Origin of the sequence: Kordia periserrulae (genome assembly GCF_003054265.1) — a bacterium.
GTDB lineage: Bacteria > Bacteroidota > Bacteroidia > Flavobacteriales > Flavobacteriaceae > Kordia > Kordia periserrulae.
The window spans coordinates 38,148-58,902 of sequence record NZ_QBKT01000001.1 but is presented as its reverse complement, the minus strand read 5'-3'; the positions used below and the strand labels follow the sequence as shown (position 1 = coordinate 58,902).

The window sequence follows — 20,755 nt, the reverse complement described above, 5'->3', positions numbered from 1 at the left end:
GAAAATCGTTGACAAGGTACTATTTTTTAGCCAAAGCTAAGGCAACAGCATTTCCAAAGAGTGCTTCTAACGAAATTCCTGCGGCTTTTGCTTGTTGTGGTAAAATACTTTCTTCGGTCATTCCTGGTACGGTATTTACTTCCAACAAATACGGTTCGTCATCTTTAAAAATAAATTCACTTCGCGAAAAGCCTTCCATTTTTAATACTTCATAAATATGTTTGGCTACTTTGGAAACTTTCTCGGTCAATTCTGCCGAAATTCGTGCAGGTGTAATTTCTTGTGATTTCCCTAAATACTTCGCTTCGTAATCAAAAAAGTCATTTTCAGACACAATTTCTGTAATTGGCAACACGGTTACTTTTCCTTTATAATTAATCACACCGACAGAAACTTCAACACCATCTAAAAACGATTCAATAATGACTTCATCATCTTCTTTTAAAGCGACCGCAATTGCTTCTTGCAATTCGGAAACTTCATGAACTTTGGAGACTCCAAAACTGCTTCCTGCTTTGTTCGCTTTTACAAAACAAGGCAAGCCAACCGTTTCAATAATAGCAGTTTCGTCAATAGCATCGCCCACGTTCAAATAGTAAGAAGTAGCACTTTTAATACCATAGGGTTTCAAAGTCGCTAGCAAATCACGTTTATTAAAAGTCAATGCCGCTTGGTACATACCACAACTCGTATGCGGAATTCCCAACAAATCTAAATAGCCTTGCATGTAACCATCTTCGCCTGGCGTTCCGTGAATGGCGTTAAACACACAGTCGAACGTAATTTTAACCGCATTGATAGTCACGGAAAAGTCATTCTTATCAATAGGAAACTCTTCGCCAAAATCGGTCATACAAACCCACTTTTCGAGAAAAATATGCACTTTAAAGACATTGTATAATTCTTTGTTTAAATGTTTGTAAACAACATTTCCCGTTTTTAATGAAATGGCGTATTCACTAGAATAACCGCCCATAATGATGGCAATATTTTTCTTCATTCCAATAAGAAATAACTCAAATAAACGTTATTAAACGAAAGTAACTGTATTTGTGGACAAATCAAAGCAGAAAAGTAGCAGAATCTCGGTATTTTTTTGAGATGGAAAAGTCGAGACGAGTTCAATAATAGTATGTATATTTGTCTTTTAAAACGGATTGTAAATGGATTTTTTAAAGTTTCTTACGTCAAAAGTATTTTTAAAACAATTAGGAATAGCTGTCGGAATCATCATTGTATTGGTTTTTTTAATGACACAATGGCTTGATTATTCAACCAATAAAGGCGAATTTAAAACGGTTCCTGATTTGGCAAAACTTTCATTTGAAGAAGCCAAAGCAAAACTTGAAGAAAACGACTTGAATTATTTATTGCAAGATACCGTAAATTACAATCCCGATTTTCCCGCGTATTCTATCATTGAGCAATATCCGTATGCGGGAGATAAAGTAAAAGAAGGACGAAAAATCTACTTAAAAATCAATCCGTCAAAATACCGTGAAGTGACCATTCCGTACGTGATTCAAATTACGAGAAGAACAGCAGAATCTACCCTAAATGCTGTCGGGTTTGAGGTGGAAAAAGTAACGTACAAAGACAATATTGGAAAGGATATGGTGTTAGGTTTAAAACACAATGGAAAACCAATTCAGCCAAATGACCGACTTCCAAAAATGTCCAAACTCGAATTGATTTTAGGAAATGGAAAACGTCCAGGTTCTAGCAATACAGACGAAAACGATAACAATGCAGGAGAATAATTTTCCACTACCACAAGACGAATCAGACGATTTATACGAACACTATTCATTTACTGCCGAAAAAGGGCAGCAACCGTTGCGCGTTGATAAATATTTGATGAATTTTATAGAAGGTGCTACCCGAAATAAAATTCAACAAGCGGCAAAAGATGGTAATATTTATGTGAATGACAAACCTGTAAAGTCCAATTACAAAGTAAAAGGAAACGACGTCATTAAAGTATTGTTTGAATATCCGCCGTACGAGCATTTGTTGGTGGGAGAAGACATTCCGATTGATGTAGTGTATGAAGATGATGATGTACTTGTTGTGAATAAACCTGCGGGAATGGTGGTGCATCCAGGACATGGAAACTACTCAGGAACCTTGATTAACGCGCTGATTTATCATTTTGATAATTTGCCAAAAAACTCCAACGAACGTCCAGGATTGGTACACAGAATTGACAAAGATACGAGCGGATTGTTGGTTGTTGCCAAAACAGAAGAAGCCATGACGCACTTGGCAAAACAATTTTTTGATAAAACGTCAGAGCGTTTGTATTACGCGCTAGTTTGGGGAAATGTGGAAGAAGATGAAGGTACGGTAGAAGGAAATATTGGACGTCATCCTAAAAACAGACTTCAAAACACGGTGTACACGGGCGATGATGCTGACAAAGGAAAACCTGCGGTAACACATTACAAAGTCCTTGAGCGATTTGGCTATGTCACGCTAGTTTCGTGTCAATTAGAAACAGGACGTACGCATCAAATTCGTGTGCACATGAAGCATATCGGTCATACTTTATTCAACGACGAACGTTATGGCGGCGAGCGCATTTTAAAAGGAACCACTTTTTCAAAATACAAGCAATTTGTAGAAAACTGTTTCAAAATTTTACCGCGTCAAGCTTTACATGCAAAAACCTTAGGTTTTGTGCATCCAACAACGGGAGAAAAGATGCGTTTCGATTCAGAAGTTCCACAAGACATGACCGAATGTATTGAAAAATGGCGCAACTATGCCAAGCATGTGGATATGTAGGTTTTCATCTCGACTGCGCTCGATGTGGTGATAGGTTTTAGGTGTTTGGTTTTGGGTTTTAGGTATTAGTAGTTTTGAGATGTTTTTCGGTTGTGTGTAACTTTACTTTCGAAACCACAAAAAACAAAGAACAAAACACAAACAACTACTTCACTTCATACAAAAGCGTTTTCTTCTTAAAACCGAGTTGAATTTGATGGTATTTTTTCTTCTTGATGAAGTTTAACTTTTTCTTTGAAATTTCTACGCTAATTTGCGTTAACCAACGATTAAAGATATCTGAAAATTCAGAATTGACTTCTTTCGTATCCGATTCGAGCTTCAATTCATTTTCGCCTGAAAAAGTGACTGTAACGCCTTTAAACGTCTTGATTTTGGTTGTATCTAAAATAATCAATTCCATAAATACATATCCATTCAATTCTTGAATTCCAGCCCAAATACCACCAGCTTCGGAAACGCCTAGTTGCTCTCCTGGAATTTGTTGTATCATTTCTGCGGTTAAAGGTTCGTTATATGCACGTTCAGTAGCTTTGGAACTTCCCATACGTGCCAATACTTTATCTACGGATTTCAATAATTTCATACGTTCAAATTTTTAGGGCTGCAAGATAGTGTTTTTTTGTTAGGTGTTAGGTGTTAGGTGTTAGGTGTTAGGTGTTGGGTGTTGGGTGTTGGGTGTTGGAGTTGAGATTTTTTCGTCGGTTTACAAATTTATTCATGAAACCACGAACAACAAACAACAAAAACTAAAGTTCAAGAAGCTTATCCAAAATCTTAAAATAATGGACTTCACATCGCAATTCAATGATGATTTTATTGTTTTTAATTTGAAGTCGGTAAATTTCCTCAGAAACGAAAAGCGATCTCAAAATATCAAAAACCTGACAAAGTAATTCCGTTTCTTTTGTATTCGATTTAATGACGTAACGTTTGTAATGCTTAAATTGCTTAAATCGTGGATTGAAACGGTCTGCGGCTCTTTTTTTTCGGATAAAAATTTTAGAATTGCTCGTATTGATGGCTTCGCAAGTCCAAGTAACAGACGTAAATATGCTTTGCGATTTTGTAGAACGCCATAAAATTGTAGGAGCACCTGAAAATGTCGCTTTTTTGTATTTAATTGTCCATGGCTTTTTGCCTTCAATTTTTCCAGAAACGAGAAAAGACCACGCATTATAACTGCCTTTTACGTTGCCGTTTTTAGTAGCAACATATCGCTCAAAATCTTCACAAAACTGTCGATTGACCTCATAATGAGGCGAATCGTGTTCTTGTGGCAAAGCGTTGGACTTTATTTTCATAAAATAACTTTTTTATAAGTTCCGAAAATTTGTCCGTAAAGTTGTTATTGAAACGTTAAAGTTGTGGAATTACTTCGTTTTCAAATGATAAGCAATGTCTATTTTTCTATAAATGATAACTGTTTGAATCGTTATTGTAGCTCATGAAATTATAGTATTTTTAAACTATGAAAATTGGCGAACTCACTCTTTTTACTACAAATTTAGAAGCACAGCAGCATTTTTACACTCAGGTGTTAGAATTGCCTTTGGTAGCTGCAAACGCGGAAAAATTTACGGTAAAATTGGGTGTTTCTTCGCTCACGTTTGTAAAATCGAATCGTAGTCGGCAAGCACATTTTGCCATTAATATTTCTTCATATAAAATTCAACAAGCGTTGCAATGGATTCAAAAGCGTACCGATATTTTATGGTGTGATGGCGAACCAATTGCTGATTTTTCTGGATGGAACGCAGAAGCCTTGTATTTTTATGATAAAGACCGAAATATTGTCGAATTCATCGCGCGAAAAGACTTAGACGTGGTGAATACGCATCCGTTTTCGACGGCAGATTTGTTAAGCATTAGCGAAATTGGCATCGTTTCTACAGATAATAAAGCCATCTATCATCAAATTAATGACATGCGTCCGATTGAAGTATATGATGGTGATTTTGATAAATTTTGCGCTTTGGGAACTCCAGAAGGGTTGTTCATTTTGGTAAATCACACCAAGAAAAAATGGTATCCGACTTTAGAAGAAGCATTTCCTGCTGATTTTCATATTACAGGTGATTATAATTTTGCGTTTGTAAACGGAAATATAGTCGCCAAAAAACCGTAATTTTAACACTCAAAAAAAGAAATTGAAACATGAAAATAGTCATATCTCCTGCAAAGTCTTTAGATTTAGAAAGTAGTCTTCCAACCCAAAAACATACGGAAGCTTGTTTTTTAAAAGAAGCGGAACAATTGAGTAAAATTTTAAAGAAAAAATCGCGCAAGCAATTATCAACCTTGATGAATATTTCTGATTCTTTGGCAGATTTAAACTATCAGCGAAACCAAGAATGGGAATTGCCATTTACCACTGAAAACGCGCGTCCGAGTATTTACACGTTTAGCGGACAAGTATTTCAAGGATTGGATGCGTTTACACTTCCTGAAGATAAAATTGATACGCTTCAACATACCTTGCGCATTCTTTCAGGGCAATACGGATTGTTAAAACCGTTGGATTTAATGCAACCCTATCGTTTGGAAATGGGCACAAAATTACCTGTCGGGAAAAATAAAAACCTGTACGAATTCTGGCAAAAGAAAATCACAACACAACTCAATGACGAATTGGAAGATGATGAATTGTTTGTGAATTTAGCCAGCAATGAATATTACAAAGCAGTCGATGCAAAAGCATTGAAAGTTCCTGTAATTACGCCCGTTTTTAAAGATTTTAAGAACGGAAAGTACAAAACCATCATGACCTACGCGAAATTGGCAAGAGGCTACATGACACGTTATATTATTGAAAAAGATGCTAAAACGCTCGACGATTTAAAAGGATTTGATTACGAAGGATATGGCTACAGCGAAGAACTTTCAAGCGGAAATGAATTGGTATTTACACGATAACTAAATGATTCGATTTTTTACTCCTGTATTGATATTACAACTATTCTGTTTGTATCACGCATACAAAAACAGGAAAGACTACTTTTGGTATTTATTAATATTAATGCTTCCGTTAGTTGGCGCGATAATTTATCTCATCACGCAAGTATTTAACAAAGCTGATATTGAAAAAGTTACAGATGAAATTGCTACAGCGATTATTCCTTCAAAAAAAGTAAAAGATGCTGAAAAACGATTGGCTTTTGCAGATACATTTCAAAACAGAGTAGCACTTGCCGATGCGCATTTTGAAAATGGAAACTTTGAAGAGGCGAGCACACACTACAGTGCCGTTTTGAAGGGAAATTTTCAAAATGATTTTTATGTGATATCGCAACTGATTAGTTCGAATTATTATTTAGAACAGTATGAAGAAGTCATTCAACTTGCAGCGAAAGTTAAAAACAAACAGGAATTTAAAAACTCAAAAGCACAATATGTTTATGGATTGGCGCTAGATGCAGTCGGACGCACAGAAGAAGCAGAAGAAAATCTGAAAACGATAGATCAGCGGTATTCTAATTATGCAGAACGATTGGTCTTAGCGAAGTTTTACGAACGTAATGGAAAAAGTGCCGCTGCTATTGAAATATTAGACGAAATTATTGCAGAATCAGAACACATGTCCAACCATAACAAAAGAATGTATCGTCCTGTGGTTCAAGAAGTGAAAAAATTTAGAGCGGAACTACAGTAACTCATTTTATGTTTTTTCACAAGCATCCATACGCACCTTTTATTCACGATGATACTGAGAAACTTATTGTAGGAACTTTGCCGCCGCCGCGATTTTCTACAGGTGATTTACTCGAAAAAGATGTGGATTTCTGCTATGGAAGTTATTACAATTCCTTATGGTTGTTTTTGGATGAAATTTATGATTTAAAACTTCGTTACGACAATTCACAAGAAGCAATTGACCAGCGAAAAGACTTTTTAATACAGCATAAAATCGGCGTTTGTGACATTGTAGACAGCTGTAAACGCGAAAAAATTGATGCATCCGATTTGGGCATGCAAAACATACAATTACGCGATGTTATTGGATATTTACAAAAGTTTCCAAATATTCATACGTTATTATTTACAGGTGGAAACTCTAAAAACGGACCTGAATATTTCTTCCGAAAACACATCAAGCAATACAAATTACAACTAGAAGTCGTTTCCAACGAAGTTCCAAGAATTCATAAATTTGATTTGAGTCTAGCTCAAAAAAGACGTCATGCTGAACAAGAATCTTCTTCAAAACATTCATTGTCACATCGAGTGCAGTCGAGATGGATAAAAACCGTTTCCTTAACGTCATCTTCAGGCGCGGCAAATCGTGCTATTGGAAGCATTTCACTCTATAAAAAGCTAAAAAAACAAAACCCGAAATTCACAACTTTTGACTTTCGGGTGATGCAGTATAAGGAGTTTTTTTAAGACTTAAGTTTTGATTTTAAATGCGCTTCTAGCTTTCCTTTTTTCTTTAATTTTTTATAGCGTTCAATAGGTTTTATTTTGCCTGTAATTTTTTTATTAGCATCATAAAAAGCAATGACACTTTCAATTCCTTGAACATTTCCCTGTAAACTATTTTTATAATCTTTATTTTCTATGCAATACGATGCCCATCCTGATAAATAAATCATAAATGATTCAGGCGATTCTTCCATGAAAGTAACGATTTCAGCATTGATGTCAAAAGTAATACTAGGTGTACCTTCAAACCATTTTAACAAAAAAGCATGTACCATCGTACGCTTGTTTTTTTGTGAATTTACAGGTGTCTGAATAAGCCATTTTGTGGCAGCAACGACATCTTTTTCGTATTTAGCGTAATCTTCCGCTTTTTTTAATGTGTAATCAGGAATTTCGAATTCTTGTGCTTGAACTGTTACGAAAGCGCACAAAAGCAAAGTAATAGTGCATAATTTTTGTATCATAATAAAAGTTTTAATATAATCAAATATAAAGAAAGCTTTAGTTATTTACACTAAAGCTTTCTTTTTTCCAATTTTTAATTTTTACTTCTTCTTCATCTCAATCCAAGCATTTATCTTATCTTCCAACAATTGCAATGGAACACAACCAGTCTCCAACACTTGATTGTGAAACTGTTTGATGTCAAAGTTTTCGCCCAATTCTTTTTCTGCTTTGGTACGCAATTCGCGAATTTTTAATTGTCCAATTTTGTACGACAACGCTTGTCCAGGCATTGCCATGTAACGTTCAATTTCAGCAATAATACTCGCTTCGCTTTCGGCTTCGTTGTCTAATGAATACTGAATGGCTTGTTCACGGGTCCAGCCTTTGGCGTGCAATCCTGTGTCAACCACCAAACGAATCGCGCGGTGCATTTCGGCACTCAACATTCCAAAATATTGATACGGATCCGTATACAAACCTAATTCTTTTCCTAACGATTCCGTGTACAATGCCCAACCTTCGCCATACGCGCTGTACCACAATGTTTTTCTAAAATCTGGTAAGGCTTCATTTTCTTGCGTTAACGAAATTTGATAATGGTGTCCCGGAATCGCTTCGTGCAAAAACAACGCTTCATCCGAAAACACATTATAGCTTGCCGCATCAGGAATGGGAACGTAAAAAATGCCCGGTCGTGTACCATCTAACGAACCCGGATTGTATTCTGCACTCGCAGAAGCTTCTCGAAAAGCTTCCGTACGTCTCACTTCAAAAGGCGTTTTTGGTTTTACATCAAACAATTGATTGATTTGCGGTTGCATTTTGTCATGAATCGCGTTGAAATTGTCAATAATTTGTTGTGGTTCTGAATACGGCATCAAGTTTTTATTTTTTCGCACATCATTAAAAAACGACTTTATATCGCCTTTGAAACCAACTTGCTGTTTCACTTTTTCCATTTCGCTTAAAATTCGCGCTACTTCTTGCAAACCTAATTCGTGAATTTCATCGGCAGTCATGTCGGTAGTTGTATATTTTTTGATGGAATATTCGTAATACGCATCTCCGTAAGGTGTATCTGCAATTCCGCTACTTTCTCTACCTGCGTTGAGGTAATCCGTCTTTAAAAATTGATACATTTCATTAAAAGATGGCACTAAGGTTTCTGTTAAAAAAGTAGTATACGCTTTGGTGAGTTTGTCTTTAGCTTCGCTTGTAAAATCAGCAGGAAAATTGTTGATGGGCGCATAAAATAAATGTGTATTCAATGGAGTTGTCGCCAACACTTCAAATTGCGGAATCACCTTTTTAATTAATGATTTAGGCAATACAAAACCTTCTTCAATCCCTTCTTGCATATTGGTTTTTGCGGTTTGCAACCAAGTATTAAAACCTTCCAAACGTTTGAGCCAATTTTCGTAATCTTCCTCAGTATTAAAAGGTTGTGCAGAAGTGCCACTTGCAAATTGTCCCACTACTAAATTAATTGACCACATTTGATCAATCGGCAACAAGCGACTGTTTTGAAAACTCAATCCTCTCAAATTCATATCGCATTCCCAATACAAAATATCTTTGCTCATTTGCTCACTTTCGGTGAGATTGGTATCGTCAAAATTCTGTAGCGTATCTCTAAATTTGTGGTAATGTGCTTTTAATTTGTCTTGATATTCATCCGATAAAAAATTCGGAAACTGGTCGTTATAGCGTGTATCGCCAGCTGCCGTCGCATTGATAGGATTTAGTGCTAAACTTTGGTCGTGATACGCTTCTAAAACGCCCGCAAACGAAAATTCACTTTTAGGAATTTCCTTTTTTTCGTCGCTTCCGCAAGAAATCAAGGTTAGAAACGCAAGTAGTAATACGATTTTTTTCATGTGTTTGATTTGGATTAGTGAGGTTTAAAAATAGTGTTTTTTAAAAGATTAGAAACGTCATTTGGAAGGATTTAACAAAAGCAAAATCAATGGACTTATCCTAAAAGAGAGATACTTCAGCTAATACGTGAAAAATGATAGCATTTTAAAGATTGTCACTTCGCACTTGTTGCGAAATCCATTATGAAGCCACAAGGATTCTTGCCTTACCTCGACAAGCTCAGTACAAGTCGCAGAAATGACAAACAATATGTGAGTATAAAACTTAAACCTATACACTACATTACTTATCCAGCACCATATCCACAAATTCTTTGATACTTTCCGTACCATTTTTAGTAAGATGTTTGATAAATGCACTTCCAATAATCGCACCTTTAGCCTTCTTCGTAGCTTGCATAAACGTTTCATGATTGGAAATTCCAAAACCGACAATTTGAGGATTTTTCAAATTCATATTCCCAATGCGGTCAAAATAGGTTTCTTGTGCATTTCCAAAGCTATTTTTTGCACCTGTCGTTCCTGCCGAACTTACCATATAGATAAATCCGTTAGAAATACTGTCGATAAATCGGATGCGTTCTTCCGAAGTTTGCGGCGTGATTAAAAACACATTAAGCAAACCGTATTTTTCAAAAATCGCTTGGTATTGCTCGTGATACACATCCACAGGCATGTCTGGAATAATCAATCCGTCAATACCGACTTCCTTGCATTTGGAGCAAAACGCTTCAATTCCGTATTGCATCATCGGATTCAAATAGCCCATAATAATCAGCGGAATGGAAACTGTTTCACGAATATTGGCAATTTGCTCAAACAACAATTCGCTCGTCATTCCGTTTTCCAATGCTTTCGTAGAACTCTCTTGAATGGTTGGTCCATCCGCCAACGGATCGCTAAATGGCAAGCCAATTTCAATCATATCCACACCACTTTTTTCCAAATCTTCAATCACGCCAGCCGTATCATTCAAACTCGGATAGCCCGCCGTAAAGTAAATGGAGAGTAGTTTTTTATCTTCTTGTAATTTTTGGTTTATTCTGTTCATTCAAAAATTTATTTTTGAATTCCTGCCTGCGCAGGAATCTTTATAGTCTGAGTTTTCAATAGTATTGAGAATTGAGTTGTTAGTATTGATATTGCTCTAGTTTTGTCTAAAACCTCAATGCTCATAACTCATTACTAAAGTTTAAAATAATCAATATACGTATTCAAATCTTTATCACCACGACCAGAGAGATTCAACACTACAATATCGTCTTCCTTGAATTTTCTCGTATCAAAAACCGCCAGTGCGTGCGAAGTTTCTATGGCTGGAATGATTCCTTCGAGTTGCGATAATTCCAATCCTGCGGTCATGGCTTCGTCGTCGGTAATGGAAATGAATTCCGCGCGTTTGCTTTCGTATAAATGTGCGTGCATGGGACCAACGCCAGGATAATCCAATCCCGCAGAAATAGAATACGGCTCTGTAATTTGTCCGTCTTTGGTTTGCATTAACAAGGTTCTACTTCCGTGAATGATTCCGTCTTCGCCCAACGCAGAAGTTGCCGCACTTTCTCCGGAGTGAATTCCTTTTCCAGCTGCTTCCACCGCGATTAAATTTACACGTTCATCATCTAAATATTGATAAAAAGCACCTGCGGCATTACTTCCACCGCCAACACACGCAATTACATGATCAGGGTAGGAGCGACCTTCTTTTTCTTGCAATTGCCATTCAATTTCTTCCGAAATTACCGCTTGAAAACGCGCTACCATGTCTGGATACGGATGCGGCCCTACCACCGAACCGATGATGTAATGGGTATCTACAGGATTGCTAATCCAATCGCGAATGGCTTCATTAGTAGCATCTTTTAACGTTCTACTGCCTGATTTTGCGGCACGCACCTCAGCGCCCAACATTTTCATACGGGCTACATTCGGAGCTTGTCGTGCAATGTCAATTTCGCCCATATATACAATACATTCCATGCCCATGAGCGCGCAGACTGTGGCAGTTGCGACGCCATGTTGTCCTGCGCCTGTTTCGGCAATAATTCGTGTTTTTCCAAGTCGTTTTGCCATCAAAATTTGTCCGATGGTATTGTTGACTTTGTGTGCGCCTGTATGGTTTAAATCTTCTCTTTTGAGATAAATTTTTGTATTGTATTTGGCAGATAAGCGTTCGGCGTAAAACAGCGGAGACGGACGACCAACGTAATCCTTCAACAACTGTTTGAATTCTTTTTGAAAAGAATCTTCATACATAATCTCCAAATATTGTTGACGCAACTCTTCCACATTTGGATACAGCATTTCAGGAATATACGCGCCACCAAATGTGCCGTAGTATCCTTTTTCATTTACGTGATAGGTTTTTTTCATAAAAATTTTCAATTTTTATTCCCGAGCAATCGGGAAACTTTTATGTGTTTTTCTTGTGTGATGCTGAGTCGATACCCAATCAAGTTGAGTACAAGGTTCAGCGTGATGATATTTTGTTTTCTTATGTCAGCCTGAACTTGATTCAGGCTCTCATAAAGCAGCTAACAATTAATTTCTTCTTTAAAAACTTTCAAATCTTCAATATGCTTCAATCCTGGAACGATTTCAAATTTACTATTTACATCCAACGCATAACAATATGTTGACGCATTACTTTTCATAAAATCGTTCAATTTTGTGATAGTTTCCAGTCCAATGCCGCCACTCAAGAAAAATGGTTTGGTAGACGGATAGTTTTCCAAAACCGTCCAATCAAACGCAACACCATTTCCGCCAGGTAATTTTCCTTTCGTATCAAACAAAAAATAGTCTACAAAAGGCTCGTATGGTTGCAAAGTAGCAAAGTCAAATTCGTCTTTTATTGAAAATACGTTGATGATTTCAATTGGCGCAACGTGCAAATTGAAATCATCATGCTGAACTTGATTCCGCATCTTATCATGTGCATCTCGACTGCGCTCGATGTGACATGCTTTTTTCAATTCTTCACAAAATTCAGGACTTTCACTTCCATGTAATTGTATCGCTTGTAAATCGTATAAGGTGACTTTTTTGATGATTTCTTCGACAGAAGCATTTACAAAAACCCCAGTTTTCTTTATTTCTTTTGGAATCTCAGGAATGACGGTCTCGAAAAAGCGTGACGATTTTCTGTAAAATATAAAACCCAAATAGTCAGGCAGTAAGTGACTTACAGCTGTTATATTGTCTTCGTATTTCATTCCGCATATTTTGAGTTTCAAGTTTTTCATTACATGATTAAAAATTAAAAGATTAAAAGATTGAACGATTAATTACTAACACCTAACATCTAACACCCAAGACCTAATTCCCCAATAAACTCCAACGCACTGTTACCTGGATTGTCCGTTTTCATAAAATTTTCACCAATTAGGAAACCTTGATAACCATACGGGCGTAAGTCTTTAATAGCTTCCACAGAACTGATGCCACTTTCCGATACTTTTACAAAATCATCAGGAATATGTACCGAAAGTTCTTTGCTGATATCGGTACTGACTTCAAAGGTTTTTAAGTTTCTGTTGTTTACACCTAACATGTCCAACGACGGCATGATGGATTTTTGCAATTCTTCCAAATTGTGGACTTCGAGCAAGACATCCAACCCGAGACTTTTTGCTGTTTCAGAAAACGTTTTGATTTCTTCACGTGTCAATACAGCTGCGATAAGCAAAATTACATCTGCACCATACGATTTGGCTTCTATAATTTGATATTCATCTATGATAAATTCTTTACGTAAAATGGGCATTTGGACACTTGCTCTAGCTAACAAAACATCATCAAGCGAGCCGCCAAAATATGTTCCGTCGGTCAATACCGACATGCCACAAACACCTGCCTTTTCATAGCCTGAAGCCACATCGTACATACTGGCACTTTGGTTGATAACTGCCTTGGATGGCGAACGACGTTTGAATTCGGCAATAATTCCTGTGTCACTCGCTCTCAACGCCGCAGATAAAGAAGAAGTTTCACGACCGAATAATGCCGAACGCTCCAAAAACGACATGGGTACGATGCTTTTTTTAAGTGAAACTTCTTTGTATTTATCTGCTATAATTTTGTCTAAAATGGTCATCTCAATATTTCTTTTTGTCATTCCTGCGCAGGCAGGAATCTACTTTTCTCTTTTTGTGTGATGCTGAATCAATACCCAATCAAGTTGAGCATAGGGTTCCGCATGACGATAACTATCTACTTAATTCCTGCAATGTTTTTAACACGTTTAATGCTTTCCCAGATTGCAAGGATTCTTTGGCAATTTCAAAACCTTCTTTTGCATCCAAACCTTTTACGGTGGCAATTGCCATTCCTGCATTGGCACACACGACATTGTTCTGCGGATTGGTTCCGTTGCCTTCTAATATATCTGTAAATATTTTTGCGGCAGACGCTACCGAATCGCCGCCGTAAATGTCTGCTTGTGTATGTTGTGGAACGCCGAAATCGGCCGCAGTTAGCATTTCTTCCGAATGGTTTCTGATCGCTTTGGTAGCTCCTGTTAGTGAAATTTCATCGTAACCGTCTAATGCGTGCAAAATGGTATAGTTTTTATCAGTATTTTGATATAAATAGCCATACATACGCGCCAATTCTAAGTTGAAAACACCCACCATTTGGTTTTTAGGAAACGCTGGATTTACCATTGGACCTAACATATTAAAGAACGTTTTCACTCCTAATTCACGTCGAATGGGTGCTACATTTTTCATAGCTGGATGAAATAATGGTGCGTGTAAGACACAAATGCCTGCATGCTCTATACATTTCTCTAAGAAATCAACATCACTAGTAAATTTGATACCTAAATGTTCCATTACGTTTGATGAACCGCTGACCGAAGAAACACCGTAGTTTCCGTGTTTGGCAACATGTACGCCAGCTCCAGCCGTGATGAATGATGCCAAGGTTGAAATATTAAACGTGTCTTTTCCGTCGCCGCCAGTTCCGCATAAATCAATGGCATTATACGCTGATAAATCTACAGGAATGCATAATTCCAATAACGCGTCTCGGAAACCTTTGAGCTCTTCCAGTGTAACGCTTCGCATCATAAAAACGGTTAGAAAAGAAGCAATCTGACTGGGATTGTACATGTCTTTCGAAATATTGACTAAGACTTGTTTGGCTTCTTCTTCTGAGATGCTTTCGTGGTTGATGAGTCTGTTTAATAGTTTTTTCATGTATTTTGATTAAAAGATTGAAACATTTAATGATTGAATGCTTCAAGTTTTATGGTTGTTTTTTCTTAGTATTGAGTATTGAGATGGTTTCTCAGAGACTTTGACTTTTTATGATTATTTTTTTGTTTCATAGTACTTCTCGATACATTTTTCTTTCAGAAAAACACTCGAAGTGACGTTTTTTAATGTAACAATTTGATAATTTGAAAATGTACCAATGTTTTCTTTTGAGTTTATAATTTTTATTCAACATTCAACATTCAACATTCAACATTCAACATTCAACATTCAACATTCAACATTCAACATTCAACATTCAACATTCAACATTCAACATTCAACATTCAACATTCAACATTCAACATTCAACATTCCTAACTACGCACCCAATTTTCAAGTATCTGTTTTCCATGTGGCGTGAGTACCGATTCTGGATGGTATTGCACAGCACGCACATCGTATTCTTTATGGCGCAACGACATGATTTGTCCGTTTTCATCATACGAAGTTGCTTCTAGGGTTTCTGGAAGCGGACTTGCGACAATCCACGAATGGTAACGTCCCACGTCAAAAGTTTCTGGTAAATCTTTAAATAAAGATTCATCATCCACAGTAACGTTCACTTTTGTCGCAACGCCGTGATATACTTGTTCTAAATTGGTAAGCGAACCTCCAAAAACTTCTCCAATCGCTTGCTGTCCCAAACACACACCCAAAATACTTTTGGTTGCCGCGTATTTTTCAATGATTGGCTTTAGCAAACCTGCTTCATCTGGAATTCCTGGTCCTGGCGAAAGAATGATTTTTTCATACGCTGCAACTTCTTCTAGCGATAATTGGTCGTTTCTTTTGACCGTGACATCACACTCCAAATCTTCCAAATAATGGACAAGATTGTAGGTGAAGCTGTCGTAATTGTCTATGACTAATACTTTTTTCATTTGTTTTTGCTTTTAGCCTTTGGCTGTTGCTTTTTTTTAGTTTCATAGTCCTTCTCGATACATTTTTCTTTCAGAAAAATACTCGAAGTGACGTTTTTTAATGTAACAATTTGATAATTTGAAAATGTACCAATGTTTTCTTTTGAGTTCATAATTTTTATTCAACATTCAACATTCAACATTCAACATTCAACATTCAACATTCAACATTCAACATTCAACATTCAACATTCAACATTCAACATTCAACATTCCTAGATTGTTTCTGCAATTTCCAGTGCTGTGTTTAAGGCTCTGAGTTTGTTATATACTTCTTGGTTTTCATTTTCTTCGTTTGATTTTGCTACAATTCCTGCGCCTGCTTGATAGTGCAATTTGTGGTTTTTGCTTAGAAATGTTCGAATCATGATCGCGTGATTGAAGTTTCCTTGAAAGTCCATAAAGCCAATCGCGCCACCGTAAAAATCGCGGTTAGAGGTTTCGTATTTTTCTATCAATTGCATAGCTTTGTGTTTTGGTGCGCCACTCAGCGTTCCTGCGGGAAATGTGTCTGCCACAACTTGCATGGTTGGTACGTTTTCGTGCTTTTTGGCTGTGACTTTTGATACCAAATGAATCACATGCGAAAAGAATTGCAATTCTTTATAGGTTTCCACTTTGACTTGATTTCCATTTCGGCTTAAATCATTTCGCGCTAAATCTACCAGCATCACGTGTTCGGCATTTTCTTTTGGATCGTTGAACAATTTTTTCGCGGAAGCGGCATCTTCTTCATCATTTCCAGTACGTTTAAAAGTTCCTGCAATTGGGTGAATTTCGGTGTGACCTTCATTCACGACCAATTGTGCTTCGGGCGAGGAACCAAAGATTTTAAAATCGCCATAGTCAAAATAGAACAAATATGGCGACGGATTGATACTTCGCAATGCGCGATATACATTGAATTCGTCTCCTTTAAATTTTTGAATGAATCGTCGCGACAACACCAACTGAAACACATCACCACGATAACAATGCTTTTTTGCCAGCGCCACATTTTGCTTGAATTGCGCATCGTCCATGTTGGATTCGCGTTCGCCGTCGATTGAAAATTTATAGGTAGCAAAGTTTTTGGTACTTAATAAATGTTCAATTTCGGCAATATTGTTTTCTTTTTCATAGCAATGTGAAAAGAGATACGCTTCATTTTTGAAATGATTGAACGCAATGATATTTTGGTAAATCGCGTAGTACATGTCGGGAATGTGAAGCGATTGTTCTTTTTTGGAAATTTCGACTGATTCAAAGTAACGAACCGCATCGTAAGCAATGTAGCCAAACAAACCATTGTTGATAAATTTAAAGTCGTTTTCATCCGTTTCAAACTGTTGCGAAAACTCGTGAATCAGCTCAGGAACATTGGTGGTTGCGGTAATTGGCGTTGCATTTGAGGAACCATTTGGAAATTCTCGCGTAAGCGTTTCATTTTCCACCTTAATACTCGCAATCGGATTGCAACATACATACGAAAAACTGTTATCGCTGGCGTGATAGTCACTACTTTCCAACAGCAGACTGTTTGGAAATTTATCTCTGATTTTCAAGTAGACACTCACAGGCGTGATGGTATCTGCTAAGATTTTTTTATGGGTTGTTTTCAGTTTGTACATAGCTCAATTTATTTCAAAAAAAAAAAGACTTGTCGTGATTGACAAGTCTTCTTTGATATCTATTATTTGTAAATAGGGACTTTCCTCACGATTCCGAAGTTCGTAAGTTCCACCACCAAGTATTTACAAAATTTATTTTCATTATCTCTTTGTGTTGCACAAATATAAAAACGAATATTTGAATTAAAAAAAGATTTTTTATAAAAAATTAATACTTTAACGAAACTGCTAAGTCAAATTCGTCGTTGATAGCTTTGTCTTTCAATCCGTCAAAGAACGAAGCCGAACCGTATTTGATACCGAATTTCGTACGGTCAACTTTGAAGGTTGTTTGGGCAGAATCATCTTCCAATTCAATGTCAAAAGCTACGCGCGACGTACTTTCTTTGATTTTTAAATCTGCTGCAACTCTGTATACATTGTCGTCAGTTTCTACTACTTTTTTAAATATTAAGGTTGCTGTTGGGTACGTTGCTACACCAAAAAAGTCATCAGATTTTAAGTGTCCGTCCAAACTTTGTTTGCTTTTACCACTCAAATCTGTAGTGTTGATAGATGCCATATCAATTACAAACGTTCCACCAACTAACTTTCCATCTTCAAATTCTAACGTTCCCGATTTGAAATTGATAGTTCCTTCGTGCTGTCCGGTTACTTTATAACCTGTCCAGTTTACGTTACTTTCTTTTGTGTCAATTTGTTTGCTTTGTGCAAATGTTGTTGCTGATGCTGCAAAAAATAATGCAACCAATGTTAAGATACGTGTTTTCATTTTCTTGTTTTTAATAAATGTCGATTTGTTTTTTGGGCAATTTTAGTCGGATTGCGAACCTCTTAATTTTTCTAATAATATATTGAGCGTTTCTGCTTCGTTAATTGTTAATAATCGCATCATGTTTTCTTCTAGCGCATTCAATTTGGGATTGATAGTTTCCAACAATTCCAAACCGTTTTTGGTAATGACTATTTCCACTTTTCTACGATTTTCTGGACAAATAGAACGTTCTACCAAGTCTTTTGTAATCAATTTGTCAATCAATCGTGTAGTGTTGCTATTTTTATGCACCATGCGTTCCTGAATCGTAGCCAAATTGGCAGGTTTTCCTTTTTGACCTTTTAAAATGCGCAACACATTAAACTGTTGTAATGAAATATCGTACTGCTTGAAGAAGCTTGTGTAGTTCTCCATAAAAATATGATTTGTCACAAAAAAGTTGATGGCGGTTCTTTTGGATAAAGGCAATACGGCATCACTTTTTAAAACTTCTTCTAATTTCATAGTTGTCTGTACAATATTTGTATATACAAATGTAGTGATATTTTGAATATGGAAATGTAGGGTAGTGTTAAAAGTTTATTAATTTTTCAGATGGTTAGAATTGCTTTCGCTGTTAGAAGTTAGATTGCTTTGGATTCTTAAATTTTTTCAGTTCTGTATCTTGTGTAGAACTTTATTTAGAATAGTAAGGATTCTCAGTGGTTTTCATTCTCCTTGTCTATTATTTCAACTTTTCCGCTTTTGTAAATTTTATATATATTTTCAAAACCTCCAGCATATCCTATATGCCATTTATCTAACCAATAATAAAAAGAAAGATGCGAACCGATAAGTTTCGTTTTGTTGCGTCTATTTTTCGGATATCTCTTTTTAGGTTGTACGCGTTTAATTTCTAAAGTGTCATCATTTATTGGTTGATAATCAAAGTCAAATAAGTTTTTTGAGTTAAGTTCTTTTACAATCTTCTCGGCTGATAATTCATCTAGTTGAGTAGGCTCTTCCATTAAGAGTCCGTCCATTGCTAATTCACTTAATCCAGTTACGCGTTCCAACGTCCAAACGTAATACATACTTTTAGCATGTTTGTGTGCCTCTGAAAGATTATCCTTGCAGCTACAGAATTTAATTGTTTTAGAAACTTCACACATTCTATTTTTATTTAGTGTATTAAAATACCAAATTAAACTTTTTCTGCGTTTTAGAGTCATACCTACACAAATTACTTCGTATGACCATTTCAGAAATTGTACATGTATATAATAGAGTCGGATTTGGAATTTCTGCCAAAGAAGCCAAATCTTTGCAAGGCTTGTCGCGTACACAACTAGTTTCGCAATTGTTTAATGCTTCTCAAAAAGTTGAACCGTTGACCATCAATCTAACGGAATTGCGAAATGGCTTGAAAGGACTCAATTTAAAAGATCGCGAAAAGATTCGTTCGCTGATTAAAGATAGCGTCAAAAAAATACACGAATTGAATAGTGCATGGTTGTATAAACTAGGAACAACTGAGCAGTTACTTCGCGAAAAAATGACGCTTTTTTGGGCAAATCATTTCGTGTGTCATGATAAAAATATCTTGCATTTTGAACAGTACAACAATACGCTTCGTACACATGCTTTGGGGAATTTTAAAGAATTTGTCATTGCAATTTCGAAAGAAGCATCCATGATTAAATATTTAAACAACAAACAAAATAAAAAGCAAAAACCGAACGAGAATTTTGCGCGTGAGTTGTTAGAATTGTTTACGCTTGGGCGCGATAATGTGTATGATGAAAAAGATATTAAAGAAGCTGCCCGCGCGTTTACAGGATGGAATCATGATTTGCGTGGAAATTTCCGTTTGCGCCGTTTTCAACACGATTACGGAGAAAAAACCTTTCTTGGAAAAACAGGAGATTTTGGCGGCGAAGATATCATCGACATCATTTTACAGCAAAAACAATGTGCGCGATTTATCTGCGAGAAAATCTACCGTTATTTTGTGAATGATGAAGTAGATGCATCCCGCGTAAGCGAAATGACCGACATTTTTTATAAAGACTATAATATTGAAAACTTACTGCGTTTTGTGTTGACTTCTGATTGGTTTTATGACCCAAAAAATATCGGAATTAAAATAAAATCGCCCGTAGAATTTTTAATCGGAATGCACAGAGTCGTGCCTATGAAATTTGAAAAAGAACGCGAACTTGTGTATTTACAGAAACTTTTAGGACAACATTTATTGTTTCCGCCGAATGTAGCAGGATGGAAAGGCGGCAGAAATTGGATCAACCCGAATACGATGATGTTACGACTGCGATTGCCTTCCATTTTATTGGCAAATGGCGAAATTGCGTTAGACGAAAAAGGCGAATTTGAAGACGATTTTCAGCGATTTAATGACAAACGAAATCGTCAACGAAGATTGAAAGTCACGCCCGATTGGAATACATTTTACACAAATCATACAACTATAACCGCAGCGCAATTGCAACAAAGTTTGCTAACGAGTCCGATAAATACAGGAACAGAAACGTATTTGGAGAAGCTAGCAGATCAAGATTTGAAAGAAACCTGTATACAGTTGATGTCGTTGCCAGAGTATCAATTGTGTTAATTCGTTGTAATTATGAACAAAAAGAAAATTATAGAAATGTCAGTTTGA

General features: G+C 36.5%; 22 protein-coding genes. 7 read left to right on the top strand and 15 right to left on the bottom strand.

Going from position 1 to position 20,755, the window contains the following annotated elements; all coding sequences use genetic code 11:
* Positions 1-19 precede the first annotated feature (19 nt).
* Positions 20-1,000, bottom strand: coding sequence for a D-alanine--D-alanine ligase (locus C8N46_RS00285; protein WP_108112863.1), 981 nt, complete (start codon positions 998-1,000; stop codon positions 20-22).
* Between the two features lie 163 nt (positions 1,001-1,163).
* On the opposite strand from C8N46_RS00285, the gene C8N46_RS00280 reads away from it, so the two are divergent.
* A complete protein-coding gene (locus tag C8N46_RS00280; RefSeq protein ID WP_108112862.1) occupies positions 1,164-1,760 on the top strand; it encodes a PASTA domain-containing protein in 597 nt (198 codons plus the stop codon).
* Positions 1,747-2,787, top strand: coding sequence for an RluA family pseudouridine synthase (locus C8N46_RS00275; RefSeq protein ID WP_108112861.1), 1,041 nt, complete (start codon positions 1,747-1,749; stop codon positions 2,785-2,787). Before C8N46_RS00280 ends, C8N46_RS00275 begins: the two co-directional genes overlap by 14 nt.
* Before the next feature lie 145 nt (positions 2,788-2,932).
* Here C8N46_RS00275 and C8N46_RS00270 read toward each other — a convergent pair whose 3' ends face one another.
* Positions 2,933-3,373 carry a hypothetical protein gene (locus C8N46_RS00270; RefSeq protein WP_108112860.1) on the bottom strand — a complete coding sequence of 147 codons (441 nt, stop codon included), beginning with the start codon at positions 3,371-3,373 and terminating at the stop codon, positions 2,933-2,935.
* A 163-nt stretch (positions 3,374-3,536) separates the two neighbouring features.
* Positions 3,537-4,091 carry a hypothetical protein gene (locus C8N46_RS00265; protein WP_108112859.1) on the bottom strand — a complete coding sequence of 185 codons (555 nt, stop codon included), beginning with the start codon at positions 4,089-4,091 and terminating at the stop codon, positions 3,537-3,539.
* 167 nt (positions 4,092-4,258) lie between these two features.
* Between C8N46_RS00265 and C8N46_RS00260 the strand changes: the two genes are divergently transcribed.
* Genes C8N46_RS00260 through C8N46_RS00245 form a run of 4 tightly spaced genes read left to right on the top strand, consistent with a single transcriptional unit; the run spans position 4,259 to position 7,170 of the window.
* Positions 4,259-4,915, top strand: coding sequence for a VOC family protein (locus C8N46_RS00260; RefSeq protein WP_108112858.1), 657 nt, complete (start codon positions 4,259-4,261; stop codon positions 4,913-4,915).
* Between the two features lie 29 nt (positions 4,916-4,944).
* Entirely contained in the window at positions 4,945-5,703 is a 759-nt protein-coding gene (gene yaaA / locus C8N46_RS00255) for a peroxide stress protein YaaA (protein WP_108112857.1), read from the top strand.
* Between the two features lie 4 nt (positions 5,704-5,707).
* Positions 5,708-6,439, top strand: coding sequence for a hypothetical protein (locus C8N46_RS00250; protein ID WP_146169683.1), 732 nt, complete (start codon positions 5,708-5,710; stop codon positions 6,437-6,439).
* An 8-nt stretch (positions 6,440-6,447) separates the two neighbouring features.
* On the top strand, positions 6,448-7,170 hold the full coding sequence (locus C8N46_RS00245; RefSeq protein ID WP_108112855.1) for a uracil-DNA glycosylase family protein: 723 nt from the start codon (positions 6,448-6,450) through the stop codon (positions 7,168-7,170).
* Here the strand turns inward: C8N46_RS00245 and C8N46_RS00240 are convergent.
* From C8N46_RS00240 to C8N46_RS00175, 12 genes are all read right to left on the bottom strand, one after another.
* The gene (locus C8N46_RS00240; RefSeq protein WP_108112854.1) at positions 7,167-7,673 is read right to left on the bottom strand and encodes a hypothetical protein; all 507 of its coding nucleotides are present in this window, start codon (positions 7,671-7,673) and stop codon (positions 7,167-7,169) included. The two genes, C8N46_RS00245 and C8N46_RS00240, sit on opposite strands and share 4 nt — an antisense overlap.
* Before the next feature lie 81 nt (positions 7,674-7,754).
* Positions 7,755-9,533, bottom strand: coding sequence for a DUF885 domain-containing protein (locus C8N46_RS00235; RefSeq protein ID WP_108112853.1), 1,779 nt, complete (start codon positions 9,531-9,533; stop codon positions 7,755-7,757).
* Between the two features lie 283 nt (positions 9,534-9,816).
* Complete coding sequence (gene trpA / locus C8N46_RS00230; RefSeq protein ID WP_108112852.1) at positions 9,817-10,584, bottom strand: tryptophan synthase subunit alpha; 768 nt, start codon at positions 10,582-10,584, stop codon at positions 9,817-9,819.
* Positions 10,585-10,718: 134 nt separating this feature from the next.
* Entirely contained in the window at positions 10,719-11,906 is a 1,188-nt protein-coding gene (trpB, locus tag C8N46_RS00225) for a tryptophan synthase subunit beta (RefSeq protein ID WP_108112851.1), read from the bottom strand.
* Positions 11,907-12,067: 161 nt separating this feature from the next.
* Positions 12,068-12,748 (bottom strand): phosphoribosylanthranilate isomerase, encoded by a 681-nt coding sequence (locus tag C8N46_RS00220; RefSeq protein WP_245896660.1) that lies wholly within the window; start codon positions 12,746-12,748, stop codon positions 12,068-12,070.
* Positions 12,749-12,837: 89 nt separating this feature from the next.
* A complete protein-coding gene (gene trpC / locus C8N46_RS00215) occupies positions 12,838-13,629 on the bottom strand; it encodes an indole-3-glycerol phosphate synthase TrpC (RefSeq protein ID WP_108113559.1) in 792 nt (263 codons plus the stop codon).
* Positions 13,630-13,741: 112 nt separating this feature from the next.
* Positions 13,742-14,734 (bottom strand): anthranilate phosphoribosyltransferase, encoded by a 993-nt coding sequence (trpD, locus tag C8N46_RS00210; protein ID WP_108112849.1) that lies wholly within the window; start codon positions 14,732-14,734, stop codon positions 13,742-13,744.
* Positions 14,735-15,108: 374 nt separating this feature from the next.
* Complete coding sequence (locus tag C8N46_RS00200) at positions 15,109-15,675, bottom strand: anthranilate synthase component II (protein ID WP_108112848.1); 567 nt, start codon at positions 15,673-15,675, stop codon at positions 15,109-15,111.
* A gap of 254 nt (positions 15,676-15,929) precedes the next feature.
* Complete coding sequence (locus C8N46_RS00190) at positions 15,930-17,324, bottom strand: anthranilate synthase component I family protein (protein ID WP_108112847.1); 1,395 nt, start codon at positions 17,322-17,324, stop codon at positions 15,930-15,932.
* Positions 17,325-17,532: 208 nt separating this feature from the next.
* Positions 17,533-18,096 (bottom strand): YceI family protein, encoded by a 564-nt coding sequence (locus tag C8N46_RS00185; RefSeq protein WP_108112846.1) that lies wholly within the window; start codon positions 18,094-18,096, stop codon positions 17,533-17,535.
* Between the two features lie 42 nt (positions 18,097-18,138).
* Positions 18,139-18,603, bottom strand: coding sequence for a MarR family winged helix-turn-helix transcriptional regulator (locus C8N46_RS00180; protein ID WP_108112845.1), 465 nt, complete (start codon positions 18,601-18,603; stop codon positions 18,139-18,141).
* A gap of 194 nt (positions 18,604-18,797) precedes the next feature.
* Complete coding sequence (locus C8N46_RS00175; protein ID WP_146169682.1) at positions 18,798-19,172, bottom strand: hypothetical protein; 375 nt, start codon at positions 19,170-19,172, stop codon at positions 18,798-18,800.
* Positions 19,173-19,330: 158 nt separating this feature from the next.
* Between C8N46_RS00175 and C8N46_RS00170 the strand changes: the two genes are divergently transcribed.
* A complete protein-coding gene (locus C8N46_RS00170; RefSeq protein WP_108112843.1) occupies positions 19,331-20,707 on the top strand; it encodes a DUF1800 domain-containing protein in 1,377 nt (458 codons plus the stop codon).
* Positions 20,708-20,755: the final 48 nt, after the last annotated feature.

Bases quoted from the DNA above. Each gene is read 5' to 3' on its own strand.
- C8N46_RS00285 (WP_108112863.1), bottom strand. From the start codon at position 1,000: ATGAAGAAAAATATTGCCATCATTATGGGCGGTTATTCTAGTGAATAC.
- C8N46_RS00280 (WP_108112862.1), top strand. From the start codon at position 1,164: ATGGATTTTTTAAAGTTTCTTACGTCAAAAGTATTTTTAAAACAATTA.
- C8N46_RS00275 (WP_108112861.1), top strand. From the start codon at position 1,747: ATGCAGGAGAATAATTTTCCACTACCACAAGACGAATCAGACGATTTA.
- C8N46_RS00270 (WP_108112860.1), bottom strand. From the start codon at position 3,373: ATGAAATTATTGAAATCCGTAGATAAAGTATTGGCACGTATGGGAAGT.
- C8N46_RS00265 (WP_108112859.1), bottom strand. From the start codon at position 4,091: ATGAAAATAAAGTCCAACGCTTTGCCACAAGAACACGATTCGCCTCAT.
- C8N46_RS00260 (WP_108112858.1), top strand. From the start codon at position 4,259: ATGAAAATTGGCGAACTCACTCTTTTTACTACAAATTTAGAAGCACAG.
- yaaA (WP_108112857.1), top strand. From the start codon at position 4,945: ATGAAAATAGTCATATCTCCTGCAAAGTCTTTAGATTTAGAAAGTAGT.
- C8N46_RS00250 (WP_146169683.1), top strand. From the start codon at position 5,708: ATGATTCGATTTTTTACTCCTGTATTGATATTACAACTATTCTGTTTG.
- C8N46_RS00245 (WP_108112855.1), top strand. From the start codon at position 6,448: ATGTTTTTTCACAAGCATCCATACGCACCTTTTATTCACGATGATACT.
- C8N46_RS00240 (WP_108112854.1), bottom strand. From the start codon at position 7,673: ATGATACAAAAATTATGCACTATTACTTTGCTTTTGTGCGCTTTCGTA.
- C8N46_RS00235 (WP_108112853.1), bottom strand. From the start codon at position 9,533: ATGAAAAAAATCGTATTACTACTTGCGTTTCTAACCTTGATTTCTTGC.
- trpA (WP_108112852.1), bottom strand. From the start codon at position 10,584: ATGAACAGAATAAACCAAAAATTACAAGAAGATAAAAAACTACTCTCC.
- trpB (WP_108112851.1), bottom strand. From the start codon at position 11,906: ATGAAAAAAACCTATCACGTAAATGAAAAAGGATACTACGGCACATTT.
- C8N46_RS00220 (WP_245896660.1), bottom strand. From the start codon at position 12,748: ATGAAATACGAAGACAATATAACAGCTGTAAGTCACTTACTGCCTGAC.
- trpC (WP_108113559.1), bottom strand. From the start codon at position 13,629: ATGACCATTTTAGACAAAATTATAGCAGATAAATACAAAGAAGTTTCA.
- trpD (WP_108112849.1), bottom strand. From the start codon at position 14,734: ATGAAAAAACTATTAAACAGACTCATCAACCACGAAAGCATCTCAGAA.
- C8N46_RS00200 (WP_108112848.1), bottom strand. From the start codon at position 15,675: ATGAAAAAAGTATTAGTCATAGACAATTACGACAGCTTCACCTACAAT.
- C8N46_RS00190 (WP_108112847.1), bottom strand. From the start codon at position 17,324: ATGTACAAACTGAAAACAACCCATAAAAAAATCTTAGCAGATACCATC.
- C8N46_RS00185 (WP_108112846.1), bottom strand. From the start codon at position 18,096: ATGAAAACACGTATCTTAACATTGGTTGCATTATTTTTTGCAGCATCA.
- C8N46_RS00180 (WP_108112845.1), bottom strand. From the start codon at position 18,603: ATGAAATTAGAAGAAGTTTTAAAAAGTGATGCCGTATTGCCTTTATCC.
- C8N46_RS00175 (WP_146169682.1), bottom strand. From the start codon at position 19,172: ATGTATTACGTTTGGACGTTGGAACGCGTAACTGGATTAAGTGAATTA.
- C8N46_RS00170 (WP_108112843.1), top strand. From the start codon at position 19,331: ATGACCATTTCAGAAATTGTACATGTATATAATAGAGTCGGATTTGGA.